The 17,492-nt window shown below is 60.6% G+C and carries 18 protein-coding genes, 1 tRNA gene and 1 pseudogene; 7 read left to right on the top strand and 13 right to left on the bottom strand.

Annotated elements, in window-relative coordinates; all coding sequences use genetic code 11:
- Positions 1–56: 56 nt before the first annotated feature.
- The 3 genes from ACS4RS_RS18365 to metG are packed head-to-tail and all read right to left on the bottom strand — an operon-like array spanning position 57 to position 3,223.
- Entirely contained in the window at positions 57–881 is an 825-nt protein-coding gene (locus tag ACS4RS_RS18365) for an MBL fold metallo-hydrolase (RefSeq protein ID WP_439009816.1), read from the bottom strand.
- 4 nt (positions 882–885) lie between these two features.
- Positions 886–1,668 carry a TatD family hydrolase gene (locus tag ACS4RS_RS18360; RefSeq protein ID WP_439009817.1) on the bottom strand — a complete coding sequence of 261 codons (783 nt, stop codon included), beginning with the start codon at positions 1,666–1,668 and terminating at the stop codon, positions 886–888.
- Positions 1,669–1,672: 4 nt separating this feature from the next.
- Complete coding sequence (gene metG, locus ACS4RS_RS18355) at positions 1,673–3,223, bottom strand: methionine--tRNA ligase (protein WP_439009818.1); 1,551 nt, start codon at positions 3,221–3,223, stop codon at positions 1,673–1,675.
- A 235-nt stretch (positions 3,224–3,458) separates the two neighbouring features.
- Between metG and ACS4RS_RS18350 the strand changes: the two genes are divergently transcribed.
- On the top strand, positions 3,459–4,247 hold the full coding sequence (locus tag ACS4RS_RS18350) for a TSUP family transporter (RefSeq protein WP_439009819.1): 789 nt from the start codon (positions 3,459–3,461) through the stop codon (positions 4,245–4,247).
- A gap of 19 nt (positions 4,248–4,266) precedes the next feature.
- On the opposite strand, the gene ACS4RS_RS18345 is transcribed toward ACS4RS_RS18350, so the two are convergent.
- The 4 genes from ACS4RS_RS18345 to ACS4RS_RS18330 all read right to left on the bottom strand — a co-directional run bounded on the left by ACS4RS_RS18345 (position 4,267) and on the right by ACS4RS_RS18330 (position 8,491).
- The gene (locus ACS4RS_RS18345) at positions 4,267–5,292 is read right to left on the bottom strand and encodes a DNA polymerase III subunit delta' (RefSeq protein WP_439009820.1); all 1,026 of its coding nucleotides are present in this window, start codon (positions 5,290–5,292) and stop codon (positions 4,267–4,269) included.
- A gap of 24 nt (positions 5,293–5,316) precedes the next feature.
- A complete protein-coding gene (tmk, locus tag ACS4RS_RS18340) occupies positions 5,317–5,997 on the bottom strand; it encodes a dTMP kinase (protein ID WP_439009821.1) in 681 nt (226 codons plus the stop codon).
- A 132-nt stretch (positions 5,998–6,129) separates the two neighbouring features.
- Positions 6,130–7,323, bottom strand: coding sequence for a serine hydrolase (locus ACS4RS_RS18335; protein ID WP_439009822.1), 1,194 nt, complete (start codon positions 7,321–7,323; stop codon positions 6,130–6,132).
- Between the two features lie 73 nt (positions 7,324–7,396).
- The gene (locus ACS4RS_RS18330) at positions 7,397–8,491 is read right to left on the bottom strand and encodes a septal ring lytic transglycosylase RlpA family protein (protein ID WP_439009823.1); all 1,095 of its coding nucleotides are present in this window, start codon (positions 8,489–8,491) and stop codon (positions 7,397–7,399) included.
- Between the two features lie 447 nt (positions 8,492–8,938).
- Here ACS4RS_RS18330 and ACS4RS_RS18325 point away from each other — a divergent pair, with 447 nt between their 5' ends.
- Positions 8,939–9,142: a hypothetical protein gene (locus ACS4RS_RS18325; RefSeq protein WP_439009824.1), complete on the top strand. Its 204-nt coding sequence runs from the start codon at positions 8,939–8,941 to the stop codon at positions 9,140–9,142.
- Positions 9,143–9,172: 30 nt separating this feature from the next.
- Here the strand turns inward: ACS4RS_RS18325 and ACS4RS_RS18320 are convergent, their stop codons facing one another.
- Entirely contained in the window at positions 9,173–9,499 is a 327-nt protein-coding gene (locus tag ACS4RS_RS18320) for a GYD domain-containing protein (RefSeq protein WP_439009825.1), read from the bottom strand.
- A 256-nt stretch (positions 9,500–9,755) separates the two neighbouring features.
- On the opposite strand from ACS4RS_RS18320, the gene ACS4RS_RS18315 reads away from it, so the two are divergent.
- Positions 9,756–9,845 (top strand) — tRNA-Ser (locus ACS4RS_RS18315).
- A gap of 373 nt (positions 9,846–10,218) precedes the next feature.
- The gene (locus ACS4RS_RS18310) at positions 10,219–10,500 is read left to right on the top strand and encodes a hypothetical protein (protein WP_439009826.1); all 282 of its coding nucleotides are present in this window, start codon (positions 10,219–10,221) and stop codon (positions 10,498–10,500) included.
- Positions 10,501–10,523: 23 nt separating this feature from the next.
- Here ACS4RS_RS18310 and ACS4RS_RS18305 read toward each other — a convergent pair.
- Both ACS4RS_RS18305 and ACS4RS_RS18300 read right to left on the bottom strand, forming a co-directional pair.
- Positions 10,524–10,803, bottom strand: a pseudogene (locus ACS4RS_RS18305) (ATP dependent DNA ligase); the annotation flags it as partial.
- A gap of 505 nt (positions 10,804–11,308) precedes the next feature.
- The gene (locus ACS4RS_RS18300) at positions 11,309–12,736 is read right to left on the bottom strand and encodes an MFS transporter (RefSeq protein WP_439009827.1); all 1,428 of its coding nucleotides are present in this window, start codon (positions 12,734–12,736) and stop codon (positions 11,309–11,311) included.
- A 135-nt stretch (positions 12,737–12,871) separates the two neighbouring features.
- On the opposite strand from ACS4RS_RS18300, the gene ACS4RS_RS18295 reads away from it, so the two are divergent.
- Together ACS4RS_RS18295 and ACS4RS_RS18290 are read left to right on the top strand one after the other, a co-directional pair.
- Positions 12,872–13,765 (top strand): LysR substrate-binding domain-containing protein, encoded by an 894-nt coding sequence (locus ACS4RS_RS18295; RefSeq protein ID WP_439009828.1) that lies wholly within the window; start codon positions 12,872–12,874, stop codon positions 13,763–13,765.
- 96 nt (positions 13,766–13,861) lie between these two features.
- Complete coding sequence (locus ACS4RS_RS18290) at positions 13,862–14,083, top strand: alkylphosphonate utilization protein (RefSeq protein ID WP_003586391.1); 222 nt, start codon at positions 13,862–13,864, stop codon at positions 14,081–14,083.
- On the opposite strand, the gene ACS4RS_RS18285 is transcribed toward ACS4RS_RS18290, so the two are convergent.
- From ACS4RS_RS18285 to ACS4RS_RS18275, 3 genes are all read right to left on the bottom strand, one after another.
- Positions 14,070–14,912 carry a transglutaminase-like domain-containing protein gene (locus tag ACS4RS_RS18285; RefSeq protein ID WP_439009829.1) on the bottom strand — a complete coding sequence of 281 codons (843 nt, stop codon included), beginning with the start codon at positions 14,910–14,912 and terminating at the stop codon, positions 14,070–14,072. The genes ACS4RS_RS18290 and ACS4RS_RS18285 overlap by 14 nt on opposite strands.
- Positions 14,913–15,011: 99 nt before the next feature.
- Positions 15,012–15,884: a transglutaminase family protein gene (locus ACS4RS_RS18280; RefSeq protein ID WP_439009830.1), complete on the bottom strand. Its 873-nt coding sequence runs from the start codon at positions 15,882–15,884 to the stop codon at positions 15,012–15,014.
- 464 nt (positions 15,885–16,348) lie between these two features.
- Positions 16,349–16,504, bottom strand: coding sequence for an entericidin (locus ACS4RS_RS18275; protein WP_439009831.1), 156 nt, complete (start codon positions 16,502–16,504; stop codon positions 16,349–16,351).
- Positions 16,505–17,187: 683 nt separating this feature from the next.
- Here ACS4RS_RS18275 and ACS4RS_RS18270 point away from each other — a divergent pair.
- The gene (locus tag ACS4RS_RS18270; RefSeq protein WP_439009832.1) at positions 17,188–17,442 is read left to right on the top strand and encodes a GlsB/YeaQ/YmgE family stress response membrane protein; all 255 of its coding nucleotides are present in this window, start codon (positions 17,188–17,190) and stop codon (positions 17,440–17,442) included.
- Positions 17,443–17,492 lie beyond the last annotated feature (50 nt).

The following is a 17,492-nucleotide window of genomic DNA, read 5'->3' as shown; positions in this document are numbered from 1 at the left end:
AGCATGATGTCGTCCGCAACCGCACAGGTTTCGGCATCATGCCCTTGGGTCGGGGCTCAAACCCCGAACCTGACCTCGGTTTCGAAGCTCATCTGATCATAGGCCGGCACCACATGGTCCGGCGTCTCAGCCATCACCACGTCGTAGTCGAGCGGCGTGTGCATATGCGTGAGGATCGCCAGTTTCGGTTTCAGCCGGCCGATCCAGTCGAGCGACTGTTCCAGCGACAGATGGCTCGGATGGTAGGTATATTGCAGCGCGTCGATGATCAGCACATCGAGATTTTGTAGCTTGTCGACGGTCTGCGGCGGGAAGTCGCTGATATCGCTGCAATAGGCCACATCGCCGATCCGAAAGCCGAGCGAGTAGATGTCGCCGTGCTGCTGAAGATGCGGATGAAACTGTATCTTGCCGCCGGGGCCGCGGATCTCGACGGGTTCATCGAGGTTTTCGATGACAACCGGCAGCACGATCGGCGGATAATTGCTGCCCGGCGGCGTTTCCAGGCAATAGCCGAAGGCTTCGCGCAGCCTGTCCATCGTATATTGGTCGGCAAAGATCGGCACGCGGCGGCGCGTATTGTGAAAATAGCCGCGCAGGTCGTCGATGCCATGAATATGATCCGCATGCGGATGGCTGTAGAGCACGGCATCGACGTGGTCGGCCCCTGCCCTGATCATCTGCTCGCGAAAATCCGGTCCGGTATCGATAACGACGGTGGTGACACCGCCATCCGGCGCAAATTGCTGCACCATGAAGGCGGCGCGCGTGCGCCGGTTCTTCGGATTGTCGGGATTGCAGGCGCCCCAGTCGCCGGTAATGCGCGGCACGCCGGGTGACGACGAACAGCCGAGAATGGTGAAGCGCCGCCGGTAGAGCACGCGCTCAGACCCTCGGCATCTTCGTAAACAGGCGCAATGCGTTCTCCGTCGTGATCCGTGCGACCTCCGCGTAGGAGAGGCCAATCGTCTCGGCGAGCACCTCGGCCGTGTTGACGACATAGGACGGTTCGTTGCGCTTGCCGCGCCAGCGTTTCGGCGCCAGATACGGCGCATCGGTTTCCACCAGCAGCCGATCCTGCGGGATCGTCCTGGCGATCTCGCGCAGCTCTTCCGATTTCGGGAAGGTCAGGATGCCCGAGAAGGAGACATAGCCGCCGAGTTCGACGCCGGTTCGCGCCAGTTCCGGACCTGCCGAGAAGCAGTGCAGGATGAAGGGGAAAGCCCCCTTCCCTGTTTCCTCGGTCAGGATCGCTGCCATGTCCTCATCGGCGCTGCGGCTGTGGATGACGAGCGGCAGCTGTGTGGCGCGCGCCGCCGCGATATGGCGGCGAAAGCCGGTCTGCTGGTCCTCGGGCCTCTGCGTATCGTAGAAATAATCGAGGCCGGCCTCGCCGATCGCCACCACCTTCTCATGGGCGTTGGCAAGGTGCACCAGATCTTCCGTCTGGATATCCAGCTCTTCGTCGGCATTGTTCGGATGCGTCCCGACCGAGCAGAACACCGAAGGATATTTCTCGGTGATCGCAAGCAGCTTGTCGAGCTTGCGCACTCGCGTCGAAATCGTCACCATCTGCTTGACGCCCGCCTGATGGGCGCGCGTAACGATCTCGTCGCGCTCCGCCTCGAAGTCGGCGAAATCAAGATGGCAATGCGTATCAATCAGCACGGCCTCAAGCCTCCGGAGCCACGTAGCGCGGGAAGACCGGCGTCGGCGCTTCGAGCGGCGTTCCGGTAGCAAGACGGCCGGGCTCGCCGAGAGCAGCAAAATCGCGCTTGTCTTCGGGTGCTGCGACCAGATCGAGCAGCTTGCCCGATGAATCAGGCATGAAGGGCTGCAGCAAGATGGCGATCTGGCGCACCACTTCGGCGGTGACGTAAAGCACCGTGCCCATGCGCGCCGGATCGGTTTTCTTCAGTGCCCACGGCGCCTGGCCGGCGAAATAACGGTCGGTCTCGGACACGACCGAAATGATCGAGGCGAGCGCCCGGTGGATCTGCTGTTTGCCCATATCCTCGCGCGTCGAGGCATGCAGCGCGTCAGCCTGCGCCAGCATCGCCTTATCCTCATCGCTGAGCACCCCGCATTCCGGGATCTTACCGTCGCAGTTCTTGACAATCATCGACAGCGAGCGGCTGGCGAGATTGCCAATGCCGTTGGCGAGGTCGGAGTTGATGCGGATGCCGATCGCCTCTTCGCTGTAGCTGCCGTCCTGGCCGAAGGAGACTTCGCGCAGGAAGAAGTAGCGGACCTGGTCGAGGCCGAAATGGTTGACCAGATTGACGGGATCGACGACGTTGCCGAGCGATTTCGACATCTTCTCGCCCTTGTTGAGCAGGAAGCCATGGGCGAAGACCCGCTTCGGCAGCGGCAGCTTTGCCGACATCAGGAAGGCCGGCCAGTAAACGGCATGGAAGCGGATGATGTCCTTGCCGATGATGTGCACATCGGCCGGCCAGTATTTCGCCCGCGGGCCGTTCCTGTCTTCGATATAGCCTGTGGCGGTGATGTAGTTGGTCAGCGCATCCACCCAGACATACATGACATGGGCGGGATCGTTCGGCACCTTGATGCCCCAGTCGAAGGTCGTGCGCGAGACCGAGAGGTCCTTGAGGCCGGATTTGACGAAGGAGATTACCTCGTTGCGGCGCTCGGCCGGGCCGATGAAATCGGGGTTCGCCTCATAATGCGCAAGCAGCTTTTCCTGGTATTCGGAGAGCTTGAAGAAATAGCTTGCCTCTTCCACCCATTCCACAGGTGTGCCCTGCGGCCCGCAGCGCACGCCGTCGGCGCGCAGCTCCGTCTCGTTTTCCTGGTAATAGGCCTCGTCGCGCACCGAATACCAGCCGGCATAGCTATCCTTGTAGATGTCGCCATTCTCGGCCATCAGGTTCCAGATGTTGCGCGACGTTTCGTGATGACGCTCCTGCGTGGTGCGAATGAAGTCATCGTTCGAAGCGTTCAGCAGCTTGGCCATCGCCTGGAATTCGCCGGAGTTGCGGTCGGCAAGCGCCTGGGCGGTAATCCCCTCGGCGCGCGCCGTCTGCTGCATCTTCTGGCCGTGTTCGTCTGTGCCGGTCAGGAAGAACACATCCCTGCCATCCAGGCGCTGGTAGCGCGCCATCGCATCCGTCGCGATCAGCTCATAGGCATGGCCGATATGCGGCTTGCCGTTGGGATAGGAAATCGCGGTGGTGATGTAGAAGGGTGTCTTGTCTGTCATGGCGGCCAATGTCCGGCTTACTCTATAAAGATGGTCAGCCGCTCTTAGCGCATGTCACCGTTAAGCGAAACATCAAGTTTTGCCGCCGCCGATGATTTCCGGGACGCGGGCAGCGGTGAACTTGACTCAGCTTCTGCCGCAATCTACCCGTCATGGAAAAGAGGGCGAGGCAGAACGAAGTGCCAGTTTTCATTTATCCGGTTTGTCGTGGCCGTGCGCCGTCGGAGGCGCTTGATTGACGTTCGAACCTCTCTATTCGCTTTCGGGCCTGTTCGTCGGGGCGCTCGTCGGCATTACAGGCGTTGGCGGCGGTTCGCTGATGACACCGCTGCTGGTGCTGCTCTTCGGCGTGCATCCAGCAACTGCCGTCGGCACCGATCTTCTCTACGCGGCGATCACCAAGACCGCCGGCACGGCCGTCCACGGCATGCACGGGCGCGTCAACTGGAAGATCGTCGGCAGTCTCGCAATCGGCAGCGTGCCGGCCTCCTTGCTGATGCTTTGGCTTCTGGCAGGCGTCGACCGCAAAAGCATCGGCGTCACCAATACGATCACCACGGCGCTCGGCTGCCTTCTTGTCATGACCGCGATCATGCTGATCTTCCGGGGCCCGATACTCGAGTTGGCGCGCCGCGCCATTGGTGACCGCACGCCGCCGCAGCAGAGAACCATCGTCGTCCTTACCGTCATTCTCGGATTTCTGCTCGGCGTCCTCGTCACTCTGACCTCAGTCGGCGCCGGCGCGCTGGGGGTGACGATCCTGCTTATCCTCTATCCCAGGCTCGATGTACGCGAGATCGTCGGTTCCGATATCGTCCATGCGGTGCCGCTAACCCTGATCGGTGGCACGGGCTACTGGCTGATCGGCGAAATCGACTGGCCGATGCTGGTCGCCCTGCTCATCGGTTCCATCCCCGGCATCATCATCGGCAGCCTTTTGGCGCCGAAGCTGCACGAGCGCACTATCCGCATCGTCCTTGCCGCGACACTCGCCGTCGTCGCAGTCAAGCTGCTGACCGGCTGACCGGAGAATCAGGACGGAATTAGAGACCCGGCTGCTTGATATCGGCGAGAATGCCGATGATCGTCTGTTTGCGGTCGAGGTTATAGGCATCCGAGATGGTGAGCCGCTCGGTGATCTCGGAATAGAGCCGCGCCAAGCGCTCCGCAGCCGCGATCTGCCCCTCGCCTGCCGCTGCACGCGCCCGGTTCATGATGTCGTCGCCGACATGGCTGACGAAGAAATCGAAGATCGTGTCGCTTTCTTTGCCCGAAAGCGCGTCGGCCAACCGATGCATCGCCTTGCGGGCGGTCGGCCCTTCGGCCGACAGCATCTCGTCATAGGCGGCGATGATCTCGCCGCCGCCGTAATTCAACAGTTTTAGCGCCTGCCCGACGCTGCCCTTGGCGGCCGAAAGCACCACCTCGCCCTCGCCGGGTATGCCGAGATGGGCAAGCGCCGCCATGAGCGCATCGTCGCCAAGCGGCGCCAGTTTGAGCGGCAGGCAGCGCGAACGGATCGTCGGCAGCAATCGTCCCGGCGCATGCGAGAGCACCAGGAACAAGGCCCGCTTTGGCGGCTCTTCCAGGATCTTCAGGATGGCATTGGCCGCATTGCGGTTCATGTCGTCGGCCGGATCGATGATGACGATCCGCCAATTGCCGGTGCCTGAGGTCTGCGAGAAGAATTTGCCGGCGCGGCGCACCTCGTCGACGGTGATCGCCGACTTCACCTTTCCGGTCTTTTCATCCACCGGCCGGGCGAGATGCAGAAGGTTGTGCGAGGCGCCGGAGGTGATCTGCCGACTGACGGAAGAGGCTGGATCCGGATCGGCGATCGTCTCCGGGGCTGTGGCAGGATCGGGATAGGAGAGTACATGATTGGCGAAGCGGAAGGCGAGCGTCGCCTTGCCGATGCCCTCCGGCCCCTCTATCAGGATTGCGTGGTGGCCCTTGCCGGACCTGTAGGATTGCGCAAGGAAGGCCTCCGCCTCCTCATGGCCAAACAGCCGGGTATTCTCCCCCGGCCAGATGGCGCCGTCGAGCAGTCCGGGCCTTTCTTCACTCATGATGGGCCTCACTCACAACAGGCCTCACTCATGATGTGCGGCTTCCGGCATGCGCGCACGGCCTGCAGGCGACATGAGCTGCCGGACGATCGCAGCGATCTCGGCCGCAATCGTTTCCTCACTCTGCATGGCGTTGATCACATGACAGCGCTCCGGCTCGCGGGCGGCGATATCGAGAAAGGCTTCGCGCCGTTTCTCGTGGGTTTCAAGCCGCTCTTTCTCGAAGCGATCGGGAGCGTCGGCGGCGGCGCGTTTCTGCGCCCGCTCTAACCCGATCTTGGCGGGGATGTCGAGGATCACAGTGCAATCCGGCATGACCCCGTTGATGGCGATGCGCTGCAGCGTCTCGATGAAATCGGGCTCGAGATTGCCGGTGACGCCCTGGTAGACGCGGGAGGAATCCATGAAACGGTCGCAGAGCACGATCTTGCCGGCAGCCAGTGCGGGGCGGATCACCTCTTCGACATGGTCGTTGCGCGCCGCCGCAAACAGGATCGCCTCCATCCGCGTGCCGAAGGCCTCGGCGGCCCCCGACAGGAGCACGTGGCGCACGGCCTCGGCGCCCGGCGATCCGCCCGGTTCCCGCGTCACCAGCACATCGTGACCGTCGCCCTTCAGCGCCTCGGCGAGGCGGCGGATCTGCGTGGATTTCCCAGCGCCTTCCCCGCCTTCAAACGTAACGAACAATCCCGTACCGGATGACAATGACAACTTCCCGCATTCCAGGCGCCGCACGCGCCTTGCTTGTTCTATCTATCCGAAGACAGCAGGAAGGAAAACCTTTCGCCGCGACGACATAGTCACGTTTCCCGGCAAATTGCATCAGAAAGCCGGCGTTCAGCCCGGCGCGGACTTATCCCAGAGCCAGGAGAAAAGTAGCGATTCGCCGAGTTCGAGCATGGCGTCAACAGCCCGGCTGCTGAGCGAGCCCTCGCCGACCGCCTGCACGGTATAGAGCGGCACTTCCCTGAGCAGCCGGCTGCCTGCGAAAATCCTGAGCGTGCCCGCCTGGGTATCCGGCGTCACCGGCGCCGTCAGCGGCCAGCGATAGATGATGCGCGCCGACAGCCGGTCGGGATTGCTGATCGGAATATAGACGCTGACCGGCGCCTTGGCCACGAGATCGACGGTTCGCGCCGTGCCGCCATAGACGCTGGCGGCGCCGATCACTTCATTCTCGCCAAATATCTGCCGGTTCTCAAAGGCCGTCAGCCCCCATTCGAACAGCCGCTTGGCCTCCTCGGTTCGCTCCTTGTCGGACGCGATGCCGGCAAGCGCCAGAAACAGGCGTCTGCCGTCGCGCTCAACCGACGCGACGATCGAATAACCCTCGCCCTCTGCAAAGCCCGTTGCCAGCCCGTCGGCGCCGAGATCGAGCCCGAGCAGCGGATTGCGGTTGCGCTGGAAGATCTTGTTCCACTCGAAATCCGGTTGCGCGAAATAGGGGTAAAGGTTCGGATAGGACTGCTGCAGGGCCGTGGCCAGCGTCACCATTTCGCGCGCCGTCACCTTACTCTTTCCATCGGGGAGGCCGGTGGAATTGCCGAATTCGGCCTTCTCCATGCCGAGCTCACGGGCGCGCCGCGTCATCGACTCGGCAAACTGTTGCTCGCTGCCGGCCATGCCTTCGGCGAGAATAATGCAACTGTCGTTGGCGCCCTGGATGGCGACCCCCTTGATCAGGTCCTCGACGCGCACGCGCGATTTGAGGCTGGCAAACATCGTTGCCGTCCTTGACGGCGCGCCGCCGGTTCTCCAGGCATACTCGGAGACGGGATATTCGGTGTCGAAGGTGATCTCGCCCTTCGTCACCGCGTCGAAGACGAGATCCATCGTCATCAGTTTGGCCAGCGAAGCCGGCGCAAAAATCTGGTCCTCGTTCTTGGCGAGAAGCACCGTGCCGGTTGCAGCCTCGATCATATAGGCCTGCGCCGCCTTGGTGGCGAAACCAGCAGCCCCATTATCGGCCGCAAGCGCTACGGTGGTCAACGGCAGCAGGCATGCAAACAGGCGAAGCAGAGGCTTCAGCATCAGGGGTTCCATCGATCGAGCGGTGTGTCGTCAGGAGGTTAGAGCGAGAGGAAATCCGATGCAATCACCGCGTTCAGCGGGTGGCGAATTTTGCCTGATGACGCTTGGCCGAAGCCAGGATCGACTCCTGCGTCAGCCCGTCATTGCGCGCCATCACCGCGTCGAAGGCGAGATCGACGGTCACCGTCTTCACGTCCTCGTTCTGGTAACCGAGCGCGAGGGAGTTGAGCGGCCGTTCATAGGGCATGGGACCGATCTCTGGCAGCACGACCATCTGGTCGAAGGCCTGCGGGGCTTTGTTGGCAGACGGTGCCTGCGGCGCGACCAAGACATGGGCACCCGGAGCGAGAGCGGGCGCCGCATTGTAGCGGGCGCTCGGTGTCGAGCCGGCATAGGAAGTCGCCGACATCGGTACCGGCACGTTGGCCGGCGTCTCGTAATCTTCCGAACTCTGCAACTGGTCACGGGTGATCTTGCGGCTGTTGGAGGCGACCATCACACCGGTTGCGATCTGGCCTTCCGGATTGACGCCGGGAATACGACTGCCCTTCGGCACGTAGGAGGCCATCAGATAGGGCATGTCGTGGCCGTCCATGCGGGCGCGACCGACATATTGCACGCGCACCTTGCCGGTGCCGCTATGCTGCAGATCCAGCATGTCGGCCGTCTTGTTCGAAAGGTCGATGATTCGGCCCTCGTGATATGGGCCGCGATCGTTGACGCGCACGATGACGGAGGAACCGCTTTCGAGATTGGTGACGCGCGCATAGCTCGGCAATGGGAAGGTCGGATGCGCGGCGGAAAGATGCATCTGATCGTAGACTTCGCCGTTTGCCGTTAGGCGCCCATGAAAGGCCGAGCCATACCAGGACGCGACGCCGACCTTGTTATAAGCGAAGTCTTCTTTCGGATAATACCACTTGCCCTTCACCTCGTAAGGATTGCCGACGATGTAGCGGCCGCCGCCCTTGGGGATATTGTTGCCGGTGGCGACCCGCGGGCTCGCCTTCACGCCATATTCGGATTCGGAGAAATATTCTTTGCCGTGGGCTTTCTTCTTCGGCACCGCCTGCGTCGTGCCGCACGCCGCAACCGTCGCACACATCGCTGATACCGCCAGCCACCGTGCTGTCGTTGCGAAAGACGCCGCCCCGTATCCCAATCTCATATGTCCCACGCCGCTCAAAGATCGTTATGGTTAAGGAACTTTGCCCCATACTGGGCCAATACGCCTTATCCCCGCCCGCCTAACGAGGCTTTAATCTTGCGAAGTTCGTGGCAAATTTACGAACGATTTCGCAGCGATAGCGATAATTCTAGTGATTATGGTTTATAGATCACTAACGCGAGCCCTGCCGCCCTCGCCTAAATAGGCTTGATATTTCCCGTGCCGAGGCGGGGCATATGGTAAACATTCGCCCGCCTAAGACGCCCGAAAAGCCCCATATTGAAACGCCGCCACGGCTCTACAAGCAGCGGCACTGCGTTTGCTGCCGCCTCCTTCAGTCGCCGATCGGATGCGATGCAACGGGGATCTTCGTAGTGACGCTCCGATCCTCTCTGGGAACGAAATGTCCGCCACGGGCTTTGAAGGTTATGCTTTTGGAGGATCACCATGAACAATGAAATCATGACGCAACTCGATACTGTCAGCCAGCAGTTGCATACCCGGTCTCACGTGCTTTCGCAGCCAGATCAAGACAACGACATAGCAATCCTGATGGCAGCACTCGCGGTGACGATGGAGGCGGTACGATCTCTCTGCGAGGACATGAATCAACTCAACGGTCCGAAAGGCCTCGGATCCGACGGACGCTAGAACAGGATGATTTAGGCCAGGCCGGCGCCCCTATGCTGCCGGTGGTCTATACCGAACCGACTTCGCCTTTCCCAAGGCTTCGATCATATCCTCGACGCTGAGCAGGACAGTGGTTTCCATGGAACTGACTGCCCCTCCCGCCCCTATAGCAAGCGCGACAGCCGCCATCGAGACGTTATCGGGCGCCTCCCACAGATTCCAACCATCACGCTCGCCGAAGGCATACCAGAATCCATGGAGCTTGCCGCCAACCGATTCGATGTAACGACGGGCCGCCTCCCGGCGATCCTCGGGATTATCGATCATGCGGGCCCATGTTTCGGGCGTGTAGCTGAAGCGCGTGAGATACATGGCCATGGTTTTTCCTCCGCCAGAACGCCACAGTAAACGCTTAAGCCGGAAAGAACGCCAGTTATTTCCAAGGTGGGGAACAAGCAAAGACTTATGCGCCGGAATTGCAATCGGCGCAAACGCCGACAAATGCTGCCGGGCAAGTTGACGCTGCTATCAAAGCTGCTAAAACCCAGCCATCGAGTGATTGGGTCGCAAACCGGCAGTAACAGCCGGTTGGAAGAAATCAACGGAATGTCGTTTCTCAACCTTTCAATCAGATGGAAGAGTGTCCGAGTGGTTTAAGGAACCGGTCTTGAAAACCGGCGTGCGGGAAACCGTACCGTGGGTTCGAATCCCACCTCTTCCGCCAGCAACCTGTTGAAAAGCGTGTGCATTTTTCCCAACCTTCCGAGGTGATATTCCAACTCACTTGCAATACAGTCAACGAAGATCTGCAATAATGCTGCGACATCCAGACGCGCTGTCGGACTCATCGATTGCGTATAGCTGATGGCGTACAAGGGACCGACGGAAGCTTAATGATTTGGGCGCCGCCTTTACAAGAATCGCGGTGCTTGTTGTAGTGCTGAAATGATGCCTCGCTTCATTTGCATATGTCTATTGGTGCCCTTCCTCGGCGGCTGTCTTTATAGGTACTATCCGGCTCCTCCGATAAAGCATATGCCCGAATATCCTTCGGGTTGCGCCGACTGCAACAAGGCATCGCGGCCGGAGGAGAAACCATGACCACGCCCGACAGGGTCGCCCTGTGGCTGCCCTTCTGCCTTGTGGGCGGCATATGTGGCTGGAGTTGGTATTGGTATATCAGGTCGATCATCTTCTATTATAAAAATGGCTTCGATTTCAGCGAAGATTTCGGACCCCAATTTTCGGAGTTCCCGGATGATGATCGCTTTACTGCGAAGCCGAAAGAAAAATTCTTGATAGCTTGGCCCGTTTTCGTCGTTGTTAGCACAGCCAATTTGATCCCAATTACTTTAGGTCTGCTGGGGATCCTCAATTGAGGGCGGTAGCGGCGCTGGGTGGATTATTCTGCCTCATAAACTGCCGGATTGTCAGCAGCGTCGCGCAACCCCTTATATGACGCGTGCCGCAACTTGCCGTCATGCGTCCACGCCCGATAGTCGGCTTCAGCAACGAGGCGCGGATCGACTAAGACCGCGTTTTGCTATCGACAGCAGGCTTGCCGATGATCAGCTTTCTATCTTCTCCCGGAGTCCATTCGCGGAACGCTCGTTAAAGCCGGTTCCCACTCCCCCGAGAAAGACGAGCTCGTTTCCTTTGCGCGCTGCGAGCAGCATGCCGCCGAATGATTCTGCAGACTACGTGCGCGAGGCCGACACGCTTATTGTCACGAAGCCCGGCCGCCTCGCCCCTTCGACTGTAGATCTCCTTGCCGTCGGCGATCTCTTGAGCCTCGCCCGTATTGCTACACAGCAATCGCGATGGGGACTGAAGCCACAGCCGCTCATGAAAGCAACGAATAGATCCAGACGCCAACAGAACCCCAAAAGATAGCCGGCATCACTATCATCCCCAAAACAATGATCTTGGTCACATTAAAAGCTCCGAAATTCGACTCATCCCGCAAAGCTATTGCAACGATCATAGGTTGGTATGGGGCACGAAGTCCGGGACCGATCGGACCTTGGTCTGAGTTCTATGGCTAACTGCATAATCCCCCGGAGGGAGGCGAGCTTACTCGATAGAACCGGTCGGAGCGCTGCAACCGGCCCAGCTCCGCGCACCCTCCACTTGCCGCACGAATTCTTCACCCCGCCACCATCTTCGCCTGTTCCTGTCGGTTGGCGATCATGCTCCTGCGGAACCGGTCCGGCGCCGGTAGGTCCCGGCCGCGATAGTCAGCGCGACGGCGATCAATGCGGCTGCGACGCCGAAGGTGATCTGCATGCCTGAATGAACGGCCTCGGGACGCGCCGCGGCGATCTCTGAGCTCCCCGAGCCATGCGCGAACACGGCCCCCATGACGGATGCGCCGGTAATCAGCCCGAGATTGCGCGACAGATTGAGCATGCCGGAAATGACGCCGCGCTGGTCGGGGTGCACATCTCCCATCACTGCTGTGTTGTTGGCGGCCTGAAACAGCTGATAGCCTGATGTCAGCAGAGCGATGCCGGCGATGTAGCCGACAATTCCGGGCAACACGGCGAGAGCGATGGAACCGGCGGCCATGGCGACGAGCCCTGCGGCAACCACGAACGGCGCGTCCAGACGATCGACCAGGCGACCGGCCGGAACGCCGCTGAGGATGGAGATCACCGGACCGATCGACATCACGGCGCCAACCAGCGCCTCGCTGAGCCCGAGCGAACGGGAGAGATAGAAGGGCGCGACCACCAGCGTCGCCATCATCACAGTCGAGACGAGCCCGTTCATCGCCAGGCTGGAGGTTCGCACGCGGTTGCGGAATACCGCCAACTGGATCAGCGGCGATGCCGTTCTCGCCTCGGTGAAGACGAAGAGACCGGCGCCGAAACCGGCCGTGAGCAGAAGGGCGAGGTTCAACAGGCCAAAGCTGCCATGCCCGATCGTCATCGCCAGCGCATAGGCCGAAAGCGTCAGGGCAAGCAGGAGCGTGCCCACTATGTCGAAGCCGGCCCGATCCTTCTTCCTCCCGCCGATATCGTCCGGCAGATAGCGATAGGCGAGAACGAAGGTCACCAGGCCGAGCGGCACGTTGACGAGGAAGATCGCCGGCCAGCCGAAACAGGCGATCAGCAGGCCGCCGAGCGAGGGCCCGAGAGCGGTGCCGATCGCCGACATCGTTCCGAGCAGCCCCATGGCACTGCCGGTCCTCGCCTTCGGCACCGTTTCACCGACAAAGGCCATGGTCAGCGCCATCATGATCGCCGCGCCCAGACCCTGTAGCGCACGCGCAGCAATCATCAGCCACAGCGTCGGCGCAAGGCTGCAGAGGACCGAGGCCAGCGTGAAGAACAGGATACCGATGAGCAGCAGCCGTCGCCGGCCGGTGACATCGCCGAGCCGCCCGACGCTGACGATCAGGATGGTGATGGCGAGGAGATAGGCGAGCACGATCCACTGGACGTCCTGGAAGGCGGCGCCAAACGCCCGCGCCAGGCTCGGCAGGCCGACATTGGCGATGCTGGTACCGAGCGATGGCAGCAGCATCGAGAGGGAAAGGCTGGCGAGTGCCCAGCGGACGGAATAGGGGCGTTCGGCGATGGCCTCGCCGGGCTCTGCAATGATCTGTTTCACCGTAGACTCCGTTTTTCTCGCTCCGGAAAGGGAGCCGCCGACAAACATAGTCCTCCGGCCGGCATGGCGGAACGCGCAGCTTTTGCATTCTATTCGTGCGTTGGACGCCATATGAAGCCGTGTTATATCGGATGCATGTCGACACCCGATCTCAACCTGCTCGTCACCCTGGATGTGCTGCTTGCCGAAGGCAGCGTTGCCCGCGCCGCCCACAGGCTGCGGCTCAGTCCGTCGGCCATGAGCCGGGCGCTGGCGCGACTGCGCGAGACGACAGGCGATCCGCTGCTGGTGCGCGCCGGCCGTGGGCTGGTCCCCACGCCCCGGGCACTCGAACTGCGCGAGCGGGTCGGCCGGATCGTCGAGGATGCGCAGGCGGTCCTGCGCCCTGCCGAGGCGCTTGATCTCAAACGACTGGTCCGGACGTTCACGCTGCGCACCAGCGAAGGTTTTGCCGAGACCTTCGGACCCGATCTTATCGCCCGCCTCGGCGGTGAAGCGCCCGGCGTTCTGCTGCGCTTTGTACAGAAGCCGGATAAGGACAGCGCCCCGTTGCGCGACGGAAGCGTCGACCTGGAAACCGGCGTTGTCGGCGAAACGATGGGACCGGAGGTGCGGGCGCAGGCCTTGTTCCGCGATCGTTTCATCGGCGTCGTGCGGACAGGGCATCCGCTCTGCCGGGGTGAGGTGACGCCCGCCCGGTACGCTGCCGGCCGGCACATCGCCGTCTCGCGGCGCGGGATCGACAAGGGACAGATTGATGAAGCCCTCGATGCGCTCCGGCTCGAACGGCAGATTGCCACGATCGTCGGTGGATTTTCGACTGCGTTGGCGCTTGCCCGCACCTCGGATCTGATCGCCAGCGTTCCGGAACGGCACACGGGGGCATTGCGCCAGGGAATGCACAGTTTTCCCCTGCCCGTTCCGACCCCTGAGATCACGCTTTCCCTGCTTTGGCATCCGAGGATGGATGCCGATCCGGCCCACCGCTGGCTGCGCGGCTGTGTTCGGGAGGCCTGCGCGGCGATTTGATCGACGAACGATCAATCGGATGGTCGTGGTTGACTATCTCCCGTCGACGTGATTTCCCGCCAAAGATCATCAGGCGAATTATCAGGCGGGAACATCATGGCCGACATCATCGTAAAGGACAGCAACGGAAGCCAGCTTCACGACGGCGATTCCGTAACGCTGATCAAGGATCTCAAGGTCAAAGGAACCTCGGAGACGCTGAAGCGCGGGACGCTGGTCAAAGGCATTCGCCTGACCGACAATCCGGGCGAGATCGAGTGCAACACGAAGCAGGTCAAGGGTCTGGTGCTGAAAACGGAATTCCTCAAGAAGGCATAGTGTCGGCCTTATCAGCCGCTTCCTGCGGCACTTCCTCGGTGATCACCTCGAAGCGGGAAAGCACCGCCGGCCCGAATGCCGTCGACATTGCGACGTCGGTGGCGTCGCGGCCGGTTCCCATCAGGATTCTGCCGATCCGCGGCGTGTTGTGGCGGGCATCGACCGTGTGCCAATGGCCGCCGAGAAAGACCTCGAACCAGGCGCTGAAATCCATCGGATTGGGATCGATCGGAACGCCGATATCGCCGAGATAGCCTGTGCAATATCGGGCTGGGATATTCATGCATCGGCAAAGCGCGATGGCGAGATGGGCAAAGTCGCGGCAAACGCCTGCCTTGTCGACGAAGCCGCCATGCGCGGTCCGTAGCAGGTCGGCTTTCAGATAGTCGAAGGTGATGTGGTCATGGACGAAATCACAGATCGCCTGGACGCGCGCCCAGCCGAGCGGCGTCGACGAGAAGGTTGCCCAGGCGAAATCGGCAAGCCTGTCGGTGTCGCAATAGCGGCTGCCGAGCAGGAAGACGAGCACCTCGTCCGGCAGGTCGTTGATCGCGTGCTGGACGGCATCGTCGGGAACGACGTCGGGTTGGCCGCTGTCGTAGATCTCGAACGCCGTGGAAATCGTCGTCACGCCCGCCGGGGCGACAATCCGGCTGCACGCATTGCCGAAGCCGTCGGTATATTCCCAGGCCTCGATCGGCCGGTCGAATGTCAGCACCTGCTCGCTGAGAAGATCGGCGCGGCGCGAAGGATGAATGTTGAGAGCGAGCAGCATCGGCGTCGGCTGTGTGCATTCATAGCCCAGATGAAACCCGGCACGTATCTTCATGGTGGCGTCCTCGCATCCCCACAGGTGGCGTGACTATGCAACGTCGATCGTGCTGCCCGGTTCCCGCAGCCACGACTGTGGCCGCGCCCAAACCGAGGATTACTTCGTGGTGACGTTGACCTGCACCGTCATGCTGTCGAAATCCGTCCCATCCCCATCATAGCTGCCGCTTAACGGGACGGCCTGGCGCGGATCGCGGGCGACGGCGACCCGAATGAGATCGCGGTTGCCGACGATCCCGTTGGTCGGATCGAACTCCGTCCAGCCGGCGCCGGGAAGGTAAATCTGGCACCACGCATGGGTGGAACCGCCGCCGAGCACGGTGGAGCCGTCCCGATCGGGAACATAGACATAGCCCGTCACAAACCGCGCCGCGAGGCCGAGAACGCGTGCCGCCTCCATCATCAGCAGCGCGAAATCTCGGCAGGTGCCGGAGCGCAGCTGCAAAGTCTGCAGCGGCGTCTGCGTTCCGTGCTCCATCCGGCGTGCATAGACGAAGCTCTCCCGAATGGCGTAACAGAGCGTCATCAGCATATGCCCGGTCTCGGTCGGACGCCCCTGGCGCACGAACCGGCGCGCCCAGCGTCCGACCTCGTCGTTGGGGTCGGGATAATGCCGTCGCATCGCCGGCGTCAGATCGGCAATCTCGTCCTTGTCGTAGGAGAACGGATAGGTCAGCGCCTGATCGTCCACCTTGAGGTCAAGGGCAACTTGGGGCGTATGATCGAGCGTGATCCAGGTTTCGAAGCGAAGCTCGGACGCCGGCCTCGAAATATCGATGAGCGCCACGCAATTGCCGAAAACATCGTGGATCCAGCGCACATGACTTTCCTCCGGATATATCGTCAACGACGCTTCGATCAACCGTTGGTCGAAACTGTCGCGCGGCCGGAACATCAAGCGGTGCTCGCCGAAATCGACATCCCTGACGTAACGATAGGACGTGATGTGGCGGACGGAGAAAATCGTCATAGGCCGGCTTTCCTCTGCGTGAGGCGCGCCCTGCCCGTTTCCCGCTTATCCCGATATCTTATCATATAAGCACATTCGAAAGATTGCTATTCTGCATCAACCGATCGACGGCAGAGCCCGTCCAACCTACGAGGATAAAATGCATATCATCTGGGACGTTCTGACGCTTATGCTGACAATCGGCTCGCTCTATGGCGGTCGCGAATACCGGATTATTCGCGCCCGTGCCCGCGCCCAGAACTGGGGCAACTTCTGATCCGAATCCGAAGCCTGATCGTCTAGGCCGCTGCCGGAACGGTGGCGGATACGTCGAATGACGTAAAGCCAAGCGCTTAAGGAAGTGCTTATTTAGCAGAGACGGCGTCTATCCGTCCATTCTCCCTGTTATTGCCAGCCCGCCTCACCCCAGGCGGGCTTTTTTCACAGTGATTCTATCTCCCGCGCCATACTTCTTGGCGCACGCCTTACTTCTTGGCGCCTGCGGAAAGCACCCGATGTGTCGCATTGTCCATGGCGTGGCTCGCCTCCTGTCCGTCCTTCTTCAGCCCGTATGCGGTATTGCCGCAGCCGGAAAGTGTCAGCAGGGAAATGCAGGCGACGGCGATTGCAGCTTTTGACATTAAGTTTTCCCCGGATGGAATGGCGATCAGGGAAAGATGATGCATTCCTCGGCAAAATCAATCCGCCGGCGTTTAGCGCGAACGGCATATGGAACTTCTATAGCCCGACCCGCGTTTACGGAAGCCATCCAACCGGGGTTTACAATATGGATTACCAGATTGCCTTCGCCGCCACCGTTGCGACAGCGTCCTTTATCGTCTTCATGCTTGTCGTTCACCGGACATAGAGATTCCCACCGCCAGTCGCCTTCCGCAAACCGCCGCGATAAGATCCGAGCGCGGAGACCCGGCTCCTTGCGCGTGCACTCTTAAATGACAGACAAGAAATCTTTCAATTTCTGCAAGTATTCTAGTATTGTCCAATGTAACACATTTTAGTTAAATGCCATACTTAACTATTCATTAACAATATACTTGCGCGCCATCCGCTTCCGCTTATGCTTTGTGCAAAGGGGAGAGGAACAATGTTTACCAAAAGCCTGATCATGCCGTTAGGATTCGCAATGATTGCCATTGCCGGCCTGTTGTTCCAGATTGCTTCATACGCGTTGCACTCCCCTGTTACCGTGCTGCAGCCCTAAGTCACATAAGATGCTGAAGCGGCAGGCAATCTCTTAACTGGGAGTGGAACTTCCTTCCGTTTCGTGCATTCTGTGACTCGTTTTGCCAGGAGGGAGATAATCATGGAAAACGCAGGCGTGGGTTGGATTGCAGCCATCATCATCGGCGGCATCGCCGGATGGCTGGCCGAAAAGGTGATGAGCAGCAACATGGGTTTGCTCATGAACATATTGCTCGGCATCGTCGGCGCCATTGTCGCCAACTGGATCCTGGCTCTGTTGCACATCCAGCCGCTGGCCGGTTGGCTGGGTTATCTGATCACCGGTTTCATCGGTGCCTGCATTCTGATCTTCGTCGGCCGCGCCATCCGTCGCTGATTGCCGCGATGTGGCGGACATAGTTGAAAGCCGGGCGCGCTTCGCGTCCG

The organism is Rhizobium sp. F40D2 (assembly GCF_051810745.2).
Taxonomy (GTDB): domain Bacteria; phylum Pseudomonadota; class Alphaproteobacteria; order Rhizobiales; family Rhizobiaceae; genus Rhizobium.
This window is presented reverse-complemented; position numbering and strand designations above follow the sequence as displayed.